The 17,932-nt window shown below is 36.2% G+C and carries 17 protein-coding genes; 10 read left to right on the top strand and 7 right to left on the bottom strand.

Going from position 1 to position 17,932, the window contains the following annotated elements; genetic code table 11:
* The first annotated feature begins 69 nt into the window (after positions 1-69).
* From EXIGUO8A_RS06915 to EXIGUO8A_RS18830, 4 genes are all read left to right on the top strand, one after another.
* On the top strand, positions 70-741 hold the full coding sequence (locus EXIGUO8A_RS06915; protein ID WP_159302527.1) for a response regulator transcription factor: 672 nt from the start codon (positions 70-72) through the stop codon (positions 739-741).
* A gap of 271 nt (positions 742-1,012) precedes the next feature.
* Complete coding sequence (locus tag EXIGUO8A_RS06910; RefSeq protein ID WP_159302526.1) at positions 1,013-4,543, top strand: nitrate reductase; 3,531 nt, start codon at positions 1,013-1,015, stop codon at positions 4,541-4,543.
* A gap of 11 nt (positions 4,544-4,554) precedes the next feature.
* On the top strand, positions 4,555-5,991 hold the full coding sequence (locus EXIGUO8A_RS06905) for a rubredoxin (protein ID WP_159302525.1): 1,437 nt from the start codon (positions 4,555-4,557) through the stop codon (positions 5,989-5,991).
* A gap of 134 nt (positions 5,992-6,125) precedes the next feature.
* A complete protein-coding gene (locus EXIGUO8A_RS18830) occupies positions 6,126-6,251 on the top strand; it encodes a hypothetical protein (protein WP_262885555.1) in 126 nt (41 codons plus the stop codon).
* Between the two features lie 43 nt (positions 6,252-6,294).
* On the opposite strand, the gene EXIGUO8A_RS06900 is transcribed toward EXIGUO8A_RS18830, so the two are convergent.
* From EXIGUO8A_RS06900 to EXIGUO8A_RS06885, 4 genes are read right to left on the bottom strand one after another with little or no spacing between them, the layout of a single operon-like run.
* Positions 6,295-7,506: a Pycsar system effector family protein gene (locus EXIGUO8A_RS06900; RefSeq protein ID WP_159302524.1), complete on the bottom strand. Its 1,212-nt coding sequence runs from the start codon at positions 7,504-7,506 to the stop codon at positions 6,295-6,297.
* 53 nt (positions 7,507-7,559) lie between these two features.
* Positions 7,560-11,294, bottom strand: a complete 3,735-nt coding sequence (locus EXIGUO8A_RS06895; protein WP_159302523.1) for a BamA/TamA family outer membrane protein — start codon at positions 11,292-11,294, stop codon at positions 7,560-7,562.
* Between the two features lie 39 nt (positions 11,295-11,333).
* Positions 11,334-11,504, bottom strand: a complete 171-nt coding sequence (locus tag EXIGUO8A_RS06890) for a hypothetical protein (protein WP_159302522.1) — start codon at positions 11,502-11,504, stop codon at positions 11,334-11,336.
* 5 nt (positions 11,505-11,509) lie between these two features.
* Complete coding sequence (locus EXIGUO8A_RS06885) at positions 11,510-12,871, bottom strand: NAD-dependent succinate-semialdehyde dehydrogenase (RefSeq protein WP_159302521.1); 1,362 nt, start codon at positions 12,869-12,871, stop codon at positions 11,510-11,512.
* 199 nt (positions 12,872-13,070) lie between these two features.
* Between EXIGUO8A_RS06885 and EXIGUO8A_RS06880 the strand changes: the two genes are divergently transcribed.
* From EXIGUO8A_RS06880 to EXIGUO8A_RS06870, 3 genes are read left to right on the top strand one after another with little or no spacing between them, the layout of a single operon-like run.
* A complete protein-coding gene (locus tag EXIGUO8A_RS06880) occupies positions 13,071-13,403 on the top strand; it encodes a YtxH domain-containing protein (RefSeq protein ID WP_116771509.1) in 333 nt (110 codons plus the stop codon).
* Complete coding sequence (locus tag EXIGUO8A_RS06875) at positions 13,404-13,751, top strand: hypothetical protein (RefSeq protein ID WP_116771508.1); 348 nt, start codon at positions 13,404-13,406, stop codon at positions 13,749-13,751. It begins immediately after the preceding gene.
* 8 nt (positions 13,752-13,759) lie between these two features.
* Positions 13,760-13,954: a hypothetical protein gene (locus EXIGUO8A_RS06870; RefSeq protein ID WP_036150676.1), complete on the top strand. Its 195-nt coding sequence runs from the start codon at positions 13,760-13,762 to the stop codon at positions 13,952-13,954.
* Between the two features lie 85 nt (positions 13,955-14,039).
* On the opposite strand, the gene EXIGUO8A_RS06865 is transcribed toward EXIGUO8A_RS06870, so the two are convergent.
* Both EXIGUO8A_RS06865 and EXIGUO8A_RS06860 read right to left on the bottom strand, forming a co-directional pair.
* Complete coding sequence (locus tag EXIGUO8A_RS06865; RefSeq protein WP_116771507.1) at positions 14,040-14,507, bottom strand: Dps family protein; 468 nt, start codon at positions 14,505-14,507, stop codon at positions 14,040-14,042.
* A 110-nt stretch (positions 14,508-14,617) separates the two neighbouring features.
* Complete coding sequence (locus tag EXIGUO8A_RS06860; RefSeq protein ID WP_116771506.1) at positions 14,618-15,223, bottom strand: DUF2652 domain-containing protein; 606 nt, start codon at positions 15,221-15,223, stop codon at positions 14,618-14,620.
* A 247-nt stretch (positions 15,224-15,470) separates the two neighbouring features.
* On the opposite strand from EXIGUO8A_RS06860, the gene EXIGUO8A_RS06855 reads away from it, so the two are divergent.
* On the top strand, positions 15,471-16,547 hold the full coding sequence (locus tag EXIGUO8A_RS06855; RefSeq protein WP_159302520.1) for a DNA topoisomerase IB: 1,077 nt from the start codon (positions 15,471-15,473) through the stop codon (positions 16,545-16,547).
* A gap of 25 nt (positions 16,548-16,572) precedes the next feature.
* Here EXIGUO8A_RS06855 and EXIGUO8A_RS06850 read toward each other — a convergent pair whose 3' ends face one another.
* Complete coding sequence (locus tag EXIGUO8A_RS06850) at positions 16,573-16,785, bottom strand: hypervirulence associated TUDOR domain-containing protein (protein WP_116771504.1); 213 nt, start codon at positions 16,783-16,785, stop codon at positions 16,573-16,575.
* Between the two features lie 266 nt (positions 16,786-17,051).
* Here EXIGUO8A_RS06850 and EXIGUO8A_RS06845 point away from each other — a divergent pair, with 266 nt between their 5' ends.
* Entirely contained in the window at positions 17,052-17,294 is a 243-nt protein-coding gene (locus EXIGUO8A_RS06845) for a hypothetical protein (protein WP_159302519.1), read from the top strand.
* A gap of 51 nt (positions 17,295-17,345) precedes the next feature.
* Entirely contained in the window at positions 17,346-17,795 is a 450-nt protein-coding gene (locus EXIGUO8A_RS06840; protein ID WP_116771502.1) for a ferritin-like domain-containing protein, read from the top strand.
* Positions 17,796-17,932: the final 137 nt, after the last annotated feature.

Raw genomic sequence — 17,932 nt, 5'->3', positions numbered from 1 at the left:
CATTATGTATAGGCCGTATTTTTTTAAAATTATATGTAATTTAGCGTCGTACGTATAATTACCTATATTATGAGTGAAACAACAAGAATAGTATTGGCAGATGATCACGCTTTGGTAAGGGACGGTATACGTTCTTTATTGGAAACCGAGTCTGATCTAGAAGTGATAGGGGAAGCATCAAATGGCAAGGAGGCTATTGATTTGGTTGCAGAAGTTGACCCAGACATTTTGATTATCGATATTAGAATGCCTGTTATGAACGGTATTGATGCCGTGGCAGAACTCACCAAAAGTAAATCGCCGGTAAAGACCATTATACTTTCTATGCATGATTCTGAAGAGTATATCTTAAAATCTATTAGCTCTGGTGCCAATGGATATTTGCTAAAGGATACCGATAAATCAGAATTTATAAAGGCAATATACACCGTTAGGGAAGGTGGTAAATACTTTAGTGGAGATATAAGCAATGTTCTTGTAAATAACCTATTGGGTGCCAAAAAAGAGGTGGTAAAAGAAGACACACCTAAAAAGACGGGAGAAAATGTATTTGATCTTACCAATAAAGAATTAAAGGTTTTAGAATTGGTGCTATCTGGTTTAACCAATCAACAGATTTCAGAAAAACTTCAAAACAGTAAGCGAACCATAGAAACGCATCGATTTAATCTAATGCGTAAGATGGACGTAAAGAACCTAATAGACCTTTCTAAAAAGTCGCAGAAGTATAACCTTATTTAACCAAACTCGTATTCAGCTTTATGAGCTGACTAGTAATGGGATAAGCTTAATACTGAGATACATTTATCCATTTTCACTAATTAAAGCAGGCAGCTTGTTTTAACAAGTATGTGCCGTAGTTTGCTATTCTTTGATTTATTCTCAGTATTTGTCCTTATTAATTTAGAATCACTAGTTTTTAGGCAAAACATTTATCATAAAAAAGTACGTATTTATACGTACTTTTTATAATTTGCAGTGTACTTCTAACCCATTCTTTATCATTGATAAAATGAATAGCAACAAAACTCATAAAACCATATGTTCTTATTGCGGTGTAGGCTGTGGTATATTGGTAGATGTAGATGCAAAAGGAACTATTACCGTAGATGGTAATCCAGATTATCCATCCAACAAGGGCATGCTATGTTCAAAAGGACGAAATTTAAATTACGTAGCTCAAGATACTTCAGATAGAATTTTATACCCAGAAATGAAATGGAGCCGTAACCATCCCTTACAACGGGTTTCATGGGATACCGCTTTTGAACGCGCCGCTGCAGTGTTTAAAAGTATCATAGCAAAACATGGTCCCGATAGCGTAGGTTTTTATGTGTCTGGTCAGTGCTTAACGGAAGAGTACTACCTCATCAATAAATTGACAAAAGGATTTATTGGTACAAATAATATAGATACCAACTCTAGATTATGCATGAGTTCTGCCGTAGTGGGTTATAAAAAAACATTGGGTGAAGATTCTGTACCCATTTCATACGACGATATAGAACTGGCAGATTGTTTTTTAATTGCAGGGGCCAACCCGGCATGGTGCCATCCTATCTTGTATAGAAGGTTGGAAAAACATAAAGAAGAGAATCCTAATGTAAAGATAATTGTAGTAGACCCTCGTAAAACACAGACTTGTGCCGGAGCAGATTTACATTTGCAGATCCTACCGGGTACAGATGTTATTCTCTTTAATGCCATAGCAAGAAGGTTAATAGAAAAAAGAAAAATAGATACCGCCTTTATAAAAAAGCACACTGCCAATTTTGAAGCTTGTAAAGAAATGGCTTATAGCTTATCTCTTAAAGAAGCTGCTAAAAAATGCGGTATTCCCGTTGCCGATATTCGCAAAGCAGCAGAGTATATTGGTAATGCCAAAAAGTTCATAAGTATGTGGACCATGGGGCTCAACCAAAGTGTTATTGGTGTTGCTAAAAATGTATCGTTATTGAATCTTTCCCTATTAACCGGTCAAATAGGAAAACCTGGTTCAGGTCCTTTTTCATTGACCGGGCAGCCAAATGCCATGGGTGGTAGAGAAGTAGGTGGCATGGCAAGTTTATTGGCAGCCCATAAAAACTTAGGCAATCCCAAGCATAGAAAAGAAGTATCAGATTTTTGGGGAGGCGGAGAAATACAGGCAGAACCAGGGTACACGGCAACAGAAATGTTCGATGCCCTTGATGAAGGAAAATTAAAGGCAATTTGGATAATCTGTACCAATCCGGCAGTTAGTATGCCTAATGTAAATAAGGTTGAAAGAGCCTTAAAAAAGGCAAAATTTGTAGTGGTACAAGATATTTCCCATAATTCGGAGACCACAAAATTTGCAGATTTACTATTACCTGCAGCGGGTTGGCTAGAGAAAGAAGGTACAATGACCAATTCTGAAAGAAGAATTAGTTATTTACCAAAAGTTATAGACGCCCCCGGCGAGGCATTGCCAGATGCAGAAATTATTTGGCGCTTTGCCCAGGCAATGGGCTATACAGGTTTTGATTATGCAAATAGTAGCGAGGTCTATGATGAACATTGCCTTTTGACTAAAGGCACTGAAATAGATATTTCGGGTTTGTCGTATGATCGATTGAAGAATGAAGGTAGTTTTCAATGGCCCGTACCACATAAAACTCATAAAGGTACGCCTAGGCTATTTACAGACCGTAAATTTTTCACCAATGATAAAAAGGCACACTTTAACGCCCCTGCTACACTTTATAACAAATCGGAGGAAACAGATAACGAATATCCATTAATATTAAATTCTGGTAGGGTTCGTGATCAGTGGCATACCCGCACCAAGACCGGTAAAGTAAAAAGATTGTTGACCCATATTCCACAGCCTTATTTAGAAATGAATGCTGTAGATGCCTATTTAAGGAAAATAAAAGATGGCGATATCGCGGTGGTCAAAAGTAGACGTGGTCAAGTACAAGTGAAAGTACAGCTCAATTATGATATTAGGGAGTCGGTCGTATTCTTGCCAATGCATTGGGGCAAAGTATTGAACAATGATTTTGGTAGGGCAAATAACCTCACCAATGATTTGGTTGACCCCGTGTCTAAAGAACCAGATTTTAAGTACTGTGCCGTTGAGGTCACCAAGTACGTTAAAGAGAAACAGAAGGTTGTTGTCGTTGGGGCAGGTGCCGCGGCGTATCGCTTTATACAATCATACAGGGAAAAGAATACCGTAGATGAACTTCATGTGTTTTCAAAGGAAAAAGATCCGTTTTATAATAGGGTTTTGCTTCCTGAATATGTTAGTGATGAACTTTCGTGGGAAGCTTTGGAGAAATTGAAAGAAGGAGAGTTGCAAAAGTTAGATGTAACCTTACACTCGGGTATTTGTATCGACAATATTAATGCCGATGATAAAACGGTTGTAGATGCTAAAGGAATTAGGCATAGTTACGATCTGCTAATTATGGCAACGGGTAGTAGGGCATTTATACCTAGCGATGTACAAATAAAATTACCTGGCAGGTTTACCATGCGTGAAAGGGGAGATGCCGATAAACTCAGAAAATATTTAGCGGAAACCGGACTCAAGGCAAAAGACCAGAACGTAGTCATTGTAGGTGGCGGACTTTTAGGGTTGGAGCTTGCCGCGGCATTGAAAAAGATTAACATCAACATTAGTATTATACAGCGGGCACCACGTTTAATGGAGCGTCAGTTAGATAGCGTTGCCAGTAGGCTGTTGGCAGAAGATGTTATGGAACGTGGCATAAACTTATATTTTGATAATGAGGTAAGTACCGTTTTTGAAGACAAGGAACAGAAGCATAGTCTTTTGGTAAATCTAAAAACGGGCAGAACCATTCAGTGTAATGCCATAGTGTACGCCATAGGTACCAGACCTAATATAGAATTGGCAAAACAGACCGGGGTGCATACCCGTAGAGGTGTCGTTGTCAATTCATACTTACAAAGTAGCGACCCATCAATCTTTGCACTTGGCGAAATAGCCGAGTATAAAAATTCGCTTTTCGGAATCACATCGGCAGCTGAACAACAAGCTGATATTGCCGCTAACTTTATTCTAGGTGACTTTAGTAGCATCTACAATGGTTCGGTATTAATGAATATTCTAAAGTTCGAGAACTTGGATCTGTGCAGTATAGGTATGGTCAACTCGCCATTAGGAGATTCGTCTTATGAAGAAATCATTTTAATGGATGTTAGTAAACGATTCTATAAAAAATGTATTGTAAAGGACGACACCCTTAAAGGGGCTATTTTATTGGGCGATAAAAATGAATTTGCAGAGTTTAAAAAGTTGATTGAAGAAGAAATAGAACTCTCTGAAAAGCGTAATGAATTACTAAGGGGAGCTACCACTTCTGTACCTATGAAAGGGAAATTGGTATGTTCCTGCAGTCAAGTAGGGAAAGGTAATGTGATTGATGCCATTAAAGCAGGATGTTCAGATTTCAACAAACTATGCTCAGAAACGGGTGCAGGTTTAGGCTGTGGTAGTTGTAAGCCAGAAATTAAGGAGTTATTAAAGAACCAGCTGGTATTGGCAAATTAAAAATAATAGATATGAACGATGATCTTCATAGAATATTGATAAAAGGCGGCGTAACCTCGCCTGGGGAATTGAAAGATATAATTGCCATGTTGGAGTCTGCCGGACTTAAAAGTGTAAATTTTGGTTCAAGGCAAGATATTTTGTTTCCGCTGAAAGATGCTAAAGAAGAACAACTGGAAAGCATATCAAAATTCAATACCGATATTATTGCCAATAGATCTTATCAGAATATAGTTAGCTCATATGTATCGGCAGATATTTTTGACATGACACATTGGTTAAAAGGTTCTACGTATTTATATATTTTAGAAGGCTTTGATTTTTTACCAAAACTAAAAATCAATGTTACCGATCCAAAACAGCGATTAGTGCCCATTTTTAGTGGCAATCTTAACTTTATAGCCTCAGATCAAGAAGATTATTGGTATTTAAATATAAAACTACCACACTGGAAATCATCTGCATTTTATCCGGTTCTTATTTATAGTTGGGATATAAATTCCATATCAAAACAGATAGAGGAAATACATGAAGACATTTCAGATATTGATGAATTGTTCTTTATCATGAACAAAAATTTAGAAACGAACAATAAGACCATGGAGAAGGAATTAAAGGTTCCTTTTCAAACTTTCCCCTACTACGAAGGCATGAACCGTTTAGGGTCAGACCTGTATTGGTTGGGGCTTTATTGGAGAAATAATAAATATGACCTGTCATTTCTTAAGGAGTTCTGTGGTTTTTGCCTGGATAACAGTATTGGTAAAATCTGTATTACACCTTGGAAATCATTTGTGGTAAAAGGCATAAAAAAATCTAGTAGGCCAGAGCTGGAAAGATTTTTGGGCAAAAGAGGAATTAATGTTAGGCACTCGCAGTTAGAGATGAACTGGCATGTACCCATTGATGATGGAGAAGCCCTGGAGCTAAAAAAATATTTGGTGCGTAGTTTCGATCAAAATGATATAAGCACCTATGGTCTTACTTTTGGTATTAGCAATGAAGTGGGTAAACGTTCTCACTTTGCCTCGGTGATTATTGAAAAAAATAGTTTGCCCACCATTGTGAAAGAATTTGAAGTTCGCCCTACCTACAACGTTCTACATTTTGAACATTTTGACCCCAATAGCCAAAAGTATATTACCTACGCTCAAGATATTGATAAAATAGAGCTGCCAGGACTGTTGATGGAGTTGAGTAAAATGTATTTTGATCAATTAGGTCGCGTAGAGGATATTGAAAAAGCAAATAATATTGAAGTAGTGGAGACGAAACAACGACTATTTCAATGTCAAGATTGTTTTACGGTTTACGATGAGTCTTATGGTGATGAAGATTTACACATTGCTGCCGGAACAAAATTTCAAGATATAGATGAACAATATGAGTGCCCGGTCTGTTCTGCCCCTAAATCTAAATTTAAAGAAACGATGATACAATTGGGATAGTAATGTTAACCTTGTATTTACCCTACTGTCAATTAGTTAGTGTATATTAATGGAGGCAATAAAATGGTTTTTGGAGTTAAAACTTAAAAATGTCTTTCCATAATTTTGTGGCAGTACTAAATAAACCAACACTCATGACCAGGGTAAACGTAAATGAAAACCGAAAAGAACCAGTATTGGCCAAAGCACTAAAGTTCACTATTGTCGTTGCCGTTATAGGTATATTACTTTGTGTACTTTTTATGGCATTTGATATATAGTTTTATATTGAGTAAATACCTTATTCAACCTTGCCAACTTCTGCTATGGTTGCATTACGGGAAGCTCAAGCACCCTTTCCGGTCCGTAGAATTTTAATGCAATACCAAATACGATTACCGATATAATCATACCTGTCATAAAAATGGTATAGGTCCATCTTAGAATTCTATACTTTCTTTCTAAAACTACTCCTAGAAAATATAAGTCTTTGGTTAAAGAACTATAAATGTAATCCTTGTCTTTTATAAGTTCTTTCATTGCCCAGTTATACTGTTCTAGCTTCATTTTATGAAAATTACCAAAGAACAATAAATTGACTTTTTTAGTGGTAACTTCTTCTTCTGTAAACTGCCCGGTAGTTACATTGGGCTTTGTGGCAATAATTGACATTACCATAGAAACTACACTGAATATGATGAACAAAAATGTCGGGTAAAATAAATAATCGTTGGTTGGGTTGTCCAATTTAGGAACTAGATTAGCAAGAGCCATAGATATGATTATGGCATTTACAGAAAGTAGAATATTGGCTTTGGTATCGGCAATATCACTTAATTTTAAATGATTTTGAAGGGTTACCCTGTACAATGTTTGTATACCTCTGTCTGGTAATTCTCCTTTAAATTTAGCTTTTAAACTTTCTTTTTTAACCAGCTCTTTATACTTCTTTCTTGCCTTTATGAGCCTCTTAATATTTTTGTCTTTTCCCTTTTGCCAGTTTTGAATGGCGTAATCTGTATAAAAGCGATGTTTGGTGCGTAATAATTGAATATTTTCTTCACGCCAATCTGCAGAGGGGTTACTTTGCTTATCGATAAGCGAGAGCTCTTCTCGCAATAGCTCTGTGGTGGCTATGAAGTTTTTAATATGAAAATGCGATGAATCTGCATCGCGTATAATTTTCTCCAATTCATTCTCTGGCTCATAGTTTCTTTTGGTGGCCATTATGAGTTGGCATACATTCTCTGAAAAAGAACTAGGCAGGTGCTGTTCTTTTAAAAAGTCTTTTGCTAAATGGCAGCTATGCTCTTCATGATCATTGTATGATTTTGTATAGCCCAGGTCATGAAACCAAGCGGCAACTATAAGTAATTCGCTTTCTTTATCTGAAATGTTTTCACCTTCGATCAACTCTTTCGTACTTTCTACAACACGCTGGGTATGCCTAAGATTATGATATAAAAATCTTGGGTCAATATTGCCGGTTAATAGATCAGTGGCAAATACTTCGGCTTTGTTGACTATGGTAGACATCAGTTTATTGAATAGGTAATAGGTTTGAAAAGTACAAAAATTATCCGCTTATGTTAAATAGATAGTCCGAAACCCACTTGAATAAGGTTACTTTCCTTAGAATTGAAATATCCAATATTAAATGATAGCGCTTTTAAACTGCTGATCCAGAAACCACCACCTTGGGAAGTGTGCCAAACGTTAGAATTTTCACTGGGCATCCATACCCTACCATAATCGAACCCACCGTACATACCAATGGTTACGGGAGACACAGCGGTTACGTAACGTTTAAGCTTAAGTTTTAGATCAGAAGATTGGTAGAAATAGGACTTTCCGGTAAAACGTTCATCCCTAAACCCCCTTAAGCCATTACCGCCACCAATTGAAGGTGTATGATAAAAATAGACATCGTTGTAGTCAAACAGCCCTTTGTATTCTGCCGTTGTACTATACACAAGGCTTCCCGTGTGTTCTAATTTATGGTCAAATCCGACTTTTAAAGAAGCATATCCAAATTTATTCGCATTATTATTTATGTTCATTTTATAGCCTGCCGAAAATCCGAAGTAAATAGCCTTAGAAGGAAAATCTCCGGCATCATCACGATCATATTCCCCGGTCAACTCTACTCCCCCATAATTTTGGGTCTCAAAAATTTCTTCATCCAAATTACTGCTATTGAATAAACGATCAAGGTTATCGTCAACTTTAAACGACTCGAACAGACCTTTTATACGCAGGCTATAGTACGCTAAACCGGCACTAGCCTTAAACATTCTTATTCTGCCCCTGTAATAATCTCGATCCAGGGCATCTTCATTGTTTATAGTTTCATTACCAAAGCCAAAGAAGTTTTTTACGTACCGATCATTGGCGAAGTACGCATCGGTTTCAAAATTCCACCCAGGAAAAACACTACCGTAAATACCGGAGTAAGAAAGCTCGGCTGCCTTGAATTTAAAATAAAAATTGGCACTGATTTTATGTTGCTGTCTAAAGGAATTGCCATCAATGCCTTTTTGAGTATATGTGTTAGAAGCTCCTAAGAAAAAACCATCATCTGTTCTAAACCCTACCGATGGCACGAGAACATTCGTATTGGGCTCAAAATATCTAAAATGAAAGGTATTGGTCTTATAATTATCCGTTAATAGGGTTTTTGGTTTAAGGTCATCGATAACGATCTTCTCATGCTCCCAGTCATAAAGCTTTACTTTTTTCTTATTGTTTATAGTATAGGCATCATCACCATATCCGCCAATAATCCTTAATTTGGTTTTGGGGCTTTCTTCACCATCAACTACAAATTTATCATCATCTCCCAAACCATATATCCATACCTCTTTTGTTAGGCTGTCATTGAATGTTCTTGAATAAATGAGTTCGTTCTTTTTATCTGTAAAAATACGTTTTACCTCCACTTTTGTATCTCCGTTCTTTAAACGGGTCATAGTGAAAATATCATCTTTTTCTGTGCCAATGACCGCAACAATTTTATTGAGGTAGGTTGCATAATCTTTAGCGGTTTCCGGTAATGATACCAAACGTTGTTTTAAACTCTCTTTAATGTATTCAGCGGTTTCGTCTTGTACTGCAAGGGGTAATCGTTTGAAGGCATTTTCTATGACTTCTGCGGTCATCCCTTTTTGAATTGCCTTGGCTTCCTCTACCCATACATCTGGCCCGTAGGCAGTGGTCAAAGTTCTATCTAAACCTCTACCCGATAGGTTGAACCATTTAACATTGTCAACATCTTCATCATATGATTCCCAATTTCTTGTTCCCGGAACAAACCATTGTACAAACGGAATAACTTTGCCGTCAAATCTAGGGAAGGCATTATCCCGATCTCTTGGTACGGGCATAAATTCTTTTTCACCATCGGGACTCTCATACTCAATCCATCTCCACTGATCTTGGTGACGGTCCCAATCGCCGATCAACATATCAAAAATACGGGCTCTTATAAAGCTTCTTTCATCTACCCAATAAGATTCATCACTCTTTATTTTCTCAAGCATATCGGTAGTACTCTCATAATCTGTAACCTCGCCCGATGTTTGGTTGATAGTTCTTCGATATCCTTTATAATGCGCTTGTTCTTCAGACGGTCTTCGTTCTATATAATATAATTCATCACCATAATTTTCATTGTATTGCTTTAAACTGTCTTGCTTAGGAACATAAAACAAATCGGTGTCAGAATGGTTTATATTTACCGATCTAGCCAAGGGATTAATGACCAATTGCATGTAAGGATGAGCGGTAGTAAAGAAATCTGAAATTGCTTTTTCTGCCCAAGTATCTTGATAATCTTGCGTGTTGTATGAAATACCCGGCAGTTTAAATTTCAAGAATTTTAGCGCGCTTTTCTTTAACGATCGCATGGCGTATTGCTTACCATTTTCATCTTCTAGTCGCAAAGAGAAAGATTGATGCCCACCACCTTCTTTTACTACCGAAAGACCACCGTATAGGGTATCTAATTGTACTATGGGAGCATCGACGGGTTGACCGAAGTATTTGCGGTAGCGCTCACCCCACAAAAATTTATAAAATCCGCTTTTATTGTAATCTTTTGGATCTTCTAAAATGTTGGTTTGTTCAATTTCCTTACTGTTCACCGTAAATTGATCAAACTCTTTTTTAGCTTCTTTTTTCTCAAGTACTTCAAAGGTTTTACTAGAGGAAAGGTCGTTCTCGGAAACAAAAGTCACTTTAGAGCTGCCGTCCTTAAAATAGTCTAACCTCGCGAAGCCACGCTCTCCGAATACATACTCCCCATGATAATCAATGGAGCCACCAATTGCGGTAATTCTACCTGAAGTTAATTTTGCTGCCGTTTTTTTTCCAAGGGAACCACTTACTATTTGATGAATACCACCACCCTCTAATAATTGAAGACTTTCTTCATGACCGGAAATCAATGTAATTCTGTCATTAGCCTGTGCCAAAGCACTAACCGCAATACGCAGGTAGTTATATCTTCTTGAATTTACATGCTCAGGATTAAAAGCACCCAGGTCCATCACGGCATTTTTAATGGTGCCTACCAACGGCAGTACAGTGTGGTCTTTAATGGTAGTTTTACCGGCATAAGTACCATTGGTAAAAACCGGATGATGCATGGCAATAACAATGTTCTTTCCTTGACCGTCACCAATGTAGCCTTCTAGCTCTTCCATAAACCGTCTACGAGTAATAATATCAGAGCATTTTCTATTGATATCTTCGACTCTAGACCAGTTGGATACAAACCATTTCGAGTCAATTAGAATAAGATCAAGATCGTCGTTGATTACTCTGTGTTCAATGGGGCAACCATTATTAGGAAGCACTGCACTATTTGGTCTTTCAACCTTTTTAAGGGAATTCTCTACTTTTTCGATTTTATCTAACTGATAACTTTTCCACTCATTATTACCGGGCAAAAAAATAGTTTCCCCTTTAAAATTCGAAGAAAGAACTAGGTGTTGCTGTATAAAGAGGCTGTCAACCAACCAATTTTCGGTATCGGGAGATATATTGTCACCTGTAAAAACTAATGTGCTGTTATCTGTAGCATAATCAAGTTCTTTTTTAAAGCGCTGTAAAAGCGCATTGTTTGGAACTGATGATGCATTGCCCAAACCACCGGCTATGTAGAAGGTATGGGTTATCTCATCGTTAGCGATATTATTATCACTATTTACGATACTTTGTTCCTTATGTGTGGCACAAGAGGAAATGAACAACAAAGTAATTAGAACGCTAAGGGACCTTGCTGAAAAGAAGTTTGCCCATTGTTGGCAGAGTGGGTTGGTCATATAAATGTTTAAGTTAATACTTGGCGAGTAACGCGCTTATTAATTGGTAAAGAACACGTTTGATACTATGATACCGATAATCAGAATTACCAAAAATGCAATAAGGATAGTGATACCTAATTTTGTTTTTTTGTTTTTCTGAATAATGAATTCCCTTGTTTCTTCTTCGGGTTCCTTAACAAATTTTGTTTCCTGTGTATTCTGTTTCATGTTATTTATTTTTTAATGTATACTGTTTTTTTATTAACGAATTCCAATATGCCCTCTCTAGAAAGTTCTCTACCATAGCCTGATGCTTTGGTTCCCCCAAACGGTAATCTTGGGTCAGATTTCACCATGTCGTTGATAAAGAATGCTCCATCTGGTATATCCGATATCATGTTCATGGCATTATCTACATCTTGGGTAAAAAGCATACTACCGAGTCCGAATCTAGAATTGGTGGCTACTTTTATAGCTTCTTCTCTATTTTCGACTTTTATTATTGCTGCTACAGGACCAAATGTCTCCTCTTTAAAAACAGGCATGTCTTCGGTAACATTCGTTAGAATGGTAGGGGAATAATAGGCGCCATTTCTCTCATTGCCCAGAATAACTTTTGCACCTAGGTCTATGGAATCTTGTACTTGTTTTTGTAGTTCTTCCGCTAAATCTTCTTGTGCCATGACACCTATAAAAGTGTCTTCTTTAATAGGGTCACCTACTTTAAAGGAGGTTACTTGATTGGTAAATTTTTCTAAAAATGCATCATATATATCGGCGCAAACAATAAATCTCTTTGCAGCAATACAGCTTTGACCTGTATTTTGCATACGGGCAGTAGCTATGGTGGAGATATACTGATCTAAATCGGCATCTTCCCACACAATACATGCATTGTTGCCGCCAAGTTCCAAAACCGACTTTTTAAGGTTCGACCCCGCGGTAGCTGCAATTGATTTTCCTGCTTTTTCACTTCCGGTTAGGGTTACCGCTTTAATACCGTCATCGGCAATTAGCTTTTCAATTTCTTCGTGACCTGCTTTTATGTGTTGAAAACATCCTTCAGGATATCCTGCATCTAAAAACAATTGTTCAATAGCCATCGAACAACCGGTTACATTTTTTGCATGTTTTAATATTGCGGTATTACCGGCAGTTAAGGTAGGTGCTGCAAACCTAAGTACTTGCCAAAAAGGGTAGTTCCAAGGCATAACCGCCAAAACACATCCTAAGGGGTCGTGGCTAATAAAACTTTCATCGGCATCTGTATCAATAATTTCATCTGCCAATAAATCTTCAGCGTTCAATGCGTAAAAATCGCATACCCAGGCACATTTTTCAATTTCGGCAATACCTTGTGATATAGGTTTTCCCATTTCTTTTGTCATCAGTGTTGCATATTCTTCCTTACGGTCAATAAGCAACTCTGCTACCTTGGTCAATAGCTGGCACCTAACTTCAATTTCCAGAGTGGACCATGAAGCCTCAATTTTTAATGCCTTTTGTAATTTGTTATGTATAGCGGATGAAGAGTCTAATGTATAGTTCTCTAGAATTTCACCGTTGTACGGATTCATTGATTGATAATCTTTCATAATTGCAAATTTAGGTCTAACCCAATGGGCATGTTAATTCGTATCACATTATTCTTAACCCTTTAAGTTAGCTATTGTTAAGGTCAATATTATAAGGTTTTGAGTTAAGTAATTGTTTAGTTATTAGTGAACTTTGTAGAAGATGATGGTAAAACTATTATCGTCTAATAATAAAAACGTTTAATCTAAAATTTGAAATATGAACAATAGTGGAAATACATTATTAGCAATTATTGCGGGTTCTGCCATTGGTGCAGCCTTAGGGATTCTTTATGCACCGGATAAAGGTGAGAATACAAGAAAATTAATTGCAGATCAAGCAGCATCGACCAGAGATAATTTTACTGAAAGTGCGGTAGATCTAAAAAACAGAGTAGTATCTAAAATGTCTGACGAAAGAGAAACATTGGATACAAGAGTAGAATCGTTGGTTTCTGATATTAGCTACAAAACCGAAGATGTAATTTCAACCTTGGAGAAAAAATTAGCAGAGTTGAAAACAAAAAATAAGAAACTGCAGAAAACAGTATAAATGGGAGTAATTGATTCACTTAACGAAACGTCTAACAAGGCTATTGATGTAGGAGAGGTTTATTATAAAAAAACCCAAGAGTACTACAGGCTAAAAGTGTTTCAGCAGTTAACGATGACCACTGGTATGCTGTTAAAAACAGCGGTATTCGGTGGTCTTGGTTTTATGGCACTTGTATTTATTACGGTTGCCGGTGTTGTTTACATAGCTAAAATAATCGATAGCATGGTGGGCGCTTGTCTAATTGCCGGTGCTTTCTTTGTTGTATTATTGATTTTAGCATATTTATTTAGAAGCAAAATCGATAATCTATTGGTTAAAAAGCTTTCGGTAAAATTCTTTAATTAAATAGAGATATGTATAAAAATTTTGAGGAAGTAGAGTTTCATTTAAAACGCTTAAAATTAGAGCGTGAAATTGCTTTAGAAGAGCTAAAAGGCATAAAGAATGATGTAAAGCAAGATTTGAGTCCGTATAATTGGGTCTCTACAGCAATCTCTGCTGCCAAAAAATTCGGAATGCTCTATTTAGTACGTAAAGTGGTCAAATAGCATTTAACTTTTAAGCAGTTGAATAAAATAAAAAAGCACCTCATGGAAATGAGGTGCTTTTTTATATCTGTGAGTTAGATAAGTGTTATTCCTTTGTCCAGGCATCCAACATCCAACTTACTTTTTCGATTTCGCCAATATAGCCACCGATCATATCAATGGTTCCTTCATCTCCACCAGCTTCTGCTACCTTAACGACCTTGCTCATTTGTTTAAGTAACGTTTCGTGTTGATCCAGAATGTTTTTCACCATTTTGGTGTCGGAAATTAGAGAAGGAGTTTCTTTAATGGAAGACATTTCAAAATATTTAGAAAACTCGCTAGTTGGGTTGTGTCTTAAAGTTAAGATACGCTCAGCGATTTCATCTATTTTGATTCTAGCATCTGTATATAGTTCTTCAAATTTAATGTGAAGGTCAAAAAAGTTCTTACCGGAAACATTCCAGTGATACCCTCTTAAATTTTGATAGTATAAATTATAATCTGCCAATAGCGTGTTCAATTCATCAACAATTGGCTCAATATCTTTTGACTTAATATCTAAGTAGCTCATAAAATTTTGTTTAATTGTTTATACTGCAAATTTAACATTATTCGCTAGGTAAACTTAACTCAGAAAACTTATTGATGAACACTTTAACGAACTTTAACGTTGGCTGTAACCTATTCTTTTACAAGTGGTTTAAGGTTGATGTACGAGTAATTTATTTTGCCAACATGGTCATATTCAGTGGCGTTTTGTTTTAGCGAACCCCAGTCAAACTGATCGTCTAAATTATTTTCTTTGTAATAGTTGGTTAACCCTTCGGTAAAAAGCAAATACTCGTTCATTCTTACTTTATTTTTCAAAAGCTTATGGGCAATAATAAGGTCTTCACCAAAGAGTTTTATGCTATTGCCAACCTTTGTAAGGGCTATTTCTTTACCGTAATGTAGAATTATTTTGAGTCCCAATATTTCGGGTATAGACGCGGCATCTTTATTCTTTTTATATTTTTCTCTAAGCGCGTCGAGTTCTTTATAGAATTCTGTGTAGAATGTTCTGCATTGCTCAATGAGCTCTTGTAATGATGGCATATTGCCGGTTTTAAAAAAGAGCACGGCATCACCTTCAATTTCAGAAACTTTTAATCCTATTTTATTGGTGTAAATAATCTGATTTAATAGGGCAGGAATAATTTTAGAACTTAACTCAAAATCTGTTTCGCTCATAAATTCTGTAAAGCCACTAATATCTGGTATACAAATTAACATGGGAGATCCTTTCATAAGCGACAGTCTAAAAATATTTTGGAAAGGTAGATCACTTATAGGTTCAAAAAGACCTCGTTTCGCTAAAATGCTATCACAATCGAGCGAAGCACAACAAATGGATGTTGCCCAGTACAAAATGGTTTAGGCTACAAAACAGTTTTATTGGGCTCGTTATTAATTAGTGCTATGTTTATTTTTGTTTCACAATATATTAAAAAGAATGAACATAAAATTGATTGTCATTACTTCACTATTCTAAAAAATGAATTATTCAGACTTATTGGCTAGCGAGCCACACGATGTAGCGGCACACATGCATTTAAAGTATGTAGACAGAGAGGCATTGACCATTCAAAGAATTAAGGAAAAGGATAAATTCTTGTACTTGCTTAAGAATAAACCGCTTCGTAAAAAATCTGAATTAAGTAGAATTAAACAATTGGTGATTCCACCAGCCTGGCAAGAAGTAAAAATTGCATCCATAGCCAATGCACATTTACAGGCTGTGGGTTATGATCTAAAGCACAGACTTCAATATAGGTATCATGATTTATGGTTGAAGGTTAGAAACCGTACCAAGTTCTTAAGAATGCATCATTTTGGGCAGGCATTACCCAATATTCGCAAGCAGGTCGATAAGGATTTAGAGTTAAACGGATGGCAAAAAAATAAAGTTCTGGCTCTTATTGTGCGATTAATGGAAGAAACACATATTCGTATTGGAAATCAACAGTACGCTAAGAAAAACAAAACATATGGTTTGTCTACCCTTAGAAACAAGCATTTAAAAGTAAGTAAGAATAAATTGAAATTTGAGTTTACGGGTAAACGGGGCAAGAAACATAACATCACCCTAAATAATAGACGATTACGCAGGTTAGTACTACAGTGCGAAGAAATACCCGGCTGGAATCTTTTTCAGTTTTACGATGAAGATGGGGTTAAAACAAATATCGATAGTGGTATGGTCAATGAATATTTACAAGAGATCAGCGGAGACCTGTATACGGCAAAAGATTTTAGAACCTGGTCTGGCACAATTATATTCTTTGAATCATTAATGGAGAATGAGCCGACCAAAGACGAAAACCAACTAAAAAAGAATATTATAAAAGCCTATGATGCTACTGCCAAAGCACTCGGTAATACTAGAAATGTTTGCAAAAAGTATTATGTACACCCATTTGTGGTCAGTTCGTATGAAAAAGGTGAATTAGATGAGGTTTTTAAAGGTTTGGAGAATAAGTCATCATCAGAATACCAAACAGCGGCAGAGAAGGCATTAATCAAATTGATATCCGATTTTAATCCTTTACTAGACTTGTCAAAAAAGAAATAGCGTATAATTTATTAATGGTTTTCAATTAATCTGCACGTTCAACCTCACTTTCACTTTTTAGAACAAAATCACCGTCTTCTTGTTTAATATATAGCGCTTTGTCGTCATCACTACCATTTCTGGTTACTTCGTTGCCTTTTATGGTTTTAGTGGTTTTTGAGGTATACGTTTCTTCAACAGTACCTTCTGCCGTACCGTTTCCCCAAGACCATTTTACTGTAGTACCTTTTCTTATCATGACCATTAATTATTGTTTGTGCATTTCCATCACTTCAAAAGTATAGGAGAACAAGTGATGGAAATTACCTTTTCAGGGGCACAAACACGAGAACTAAAATTTGATACTGCAATTTCTGTATTATTTGATATTATTGTGTGAAATAGCACTTTTATTTTTAACTCTAAACACCTGATTGTTAACGCAATCGAAAGGAGTCAATGCTACTTTTTTTAAGGACAAAAAGAACCAATGATCACGTATATATTTAATAAGAAAACAACACTATGATAGATTTAGTTTTAGCTATTGCCATTATGGTAGGTCTGGGTTATTTAGGTTTTGTGGCAAACGAATATTTAAATGAAAGAGCTGCTGATGATATGGACAAAAATCAAATAGATGAGTTTTGCGATATAGACATAGATCATATGTTGATGTATTCTAATCGAGACCAAGCTAAAGATTTGAACGAGTTGAAAAGAAAGTTGCAAGATTTTAAGAACAGAAATAAATTTTATAAGATGTAATTGTAATCAACATCTCTAAATAATGGATTGCATAATTTAAAACTATAGAAAATGAGTACATATACTGAAGAAGTAGGAAATAAATTAAATGAGTTATTGGAAAAAACGTATGACGCTGAAAAAGGCTTTAAAAAGGCTGCAGACAATACGGATAATCCTCAATTAAAGTCATATTTTGAGTCTAAGTCGAAACAACGTTACGATTTTGGACATGAGTTAAAGACCGAGATCATGTCTTTTGGACAAGAAGTGGATAAAGGTGATAGTTTCACCGGAAAAGCACATAGAGCCTGGATGGATGTTAAGGCACTATTCTCATTAGACAATGCAGAATCAATGTTAGAAGAGGCTATAAGAGGAGAAAAAGCTGCTATTGATGATTACGAAGATGTATTATCAGATACTTCTTTACCATCTACTACGGCCACAATTTTAAGAAGCCAAAAAGATGCGATACAAAACGGTCTAGCCAATATTAAAATATTAGAAGACGTACGATAATATACACTATCTATACTTGTTAAAAGAGGCTTTTAAAGCCTCTTTTTTTATGTCGTGGCCTTAAGTATTTATGTGCTGTACCATCTTGTTTTTTAATGCGTTATCTTTTTTTGTTTCTGCAATAAGAGAAGCCTAAT

The organism is Maribacter litoralis (assembly GCF_902506355.1).
GTDB lineage: Bacteria > Bacteroidota > Bacteroidia > Flavobacteriales > Flavobacteriaceae > Maribacter > Maribacter litoralis.
This window is presented reverse-complemented; position numbering and strand designations above follow the sequence as displayed.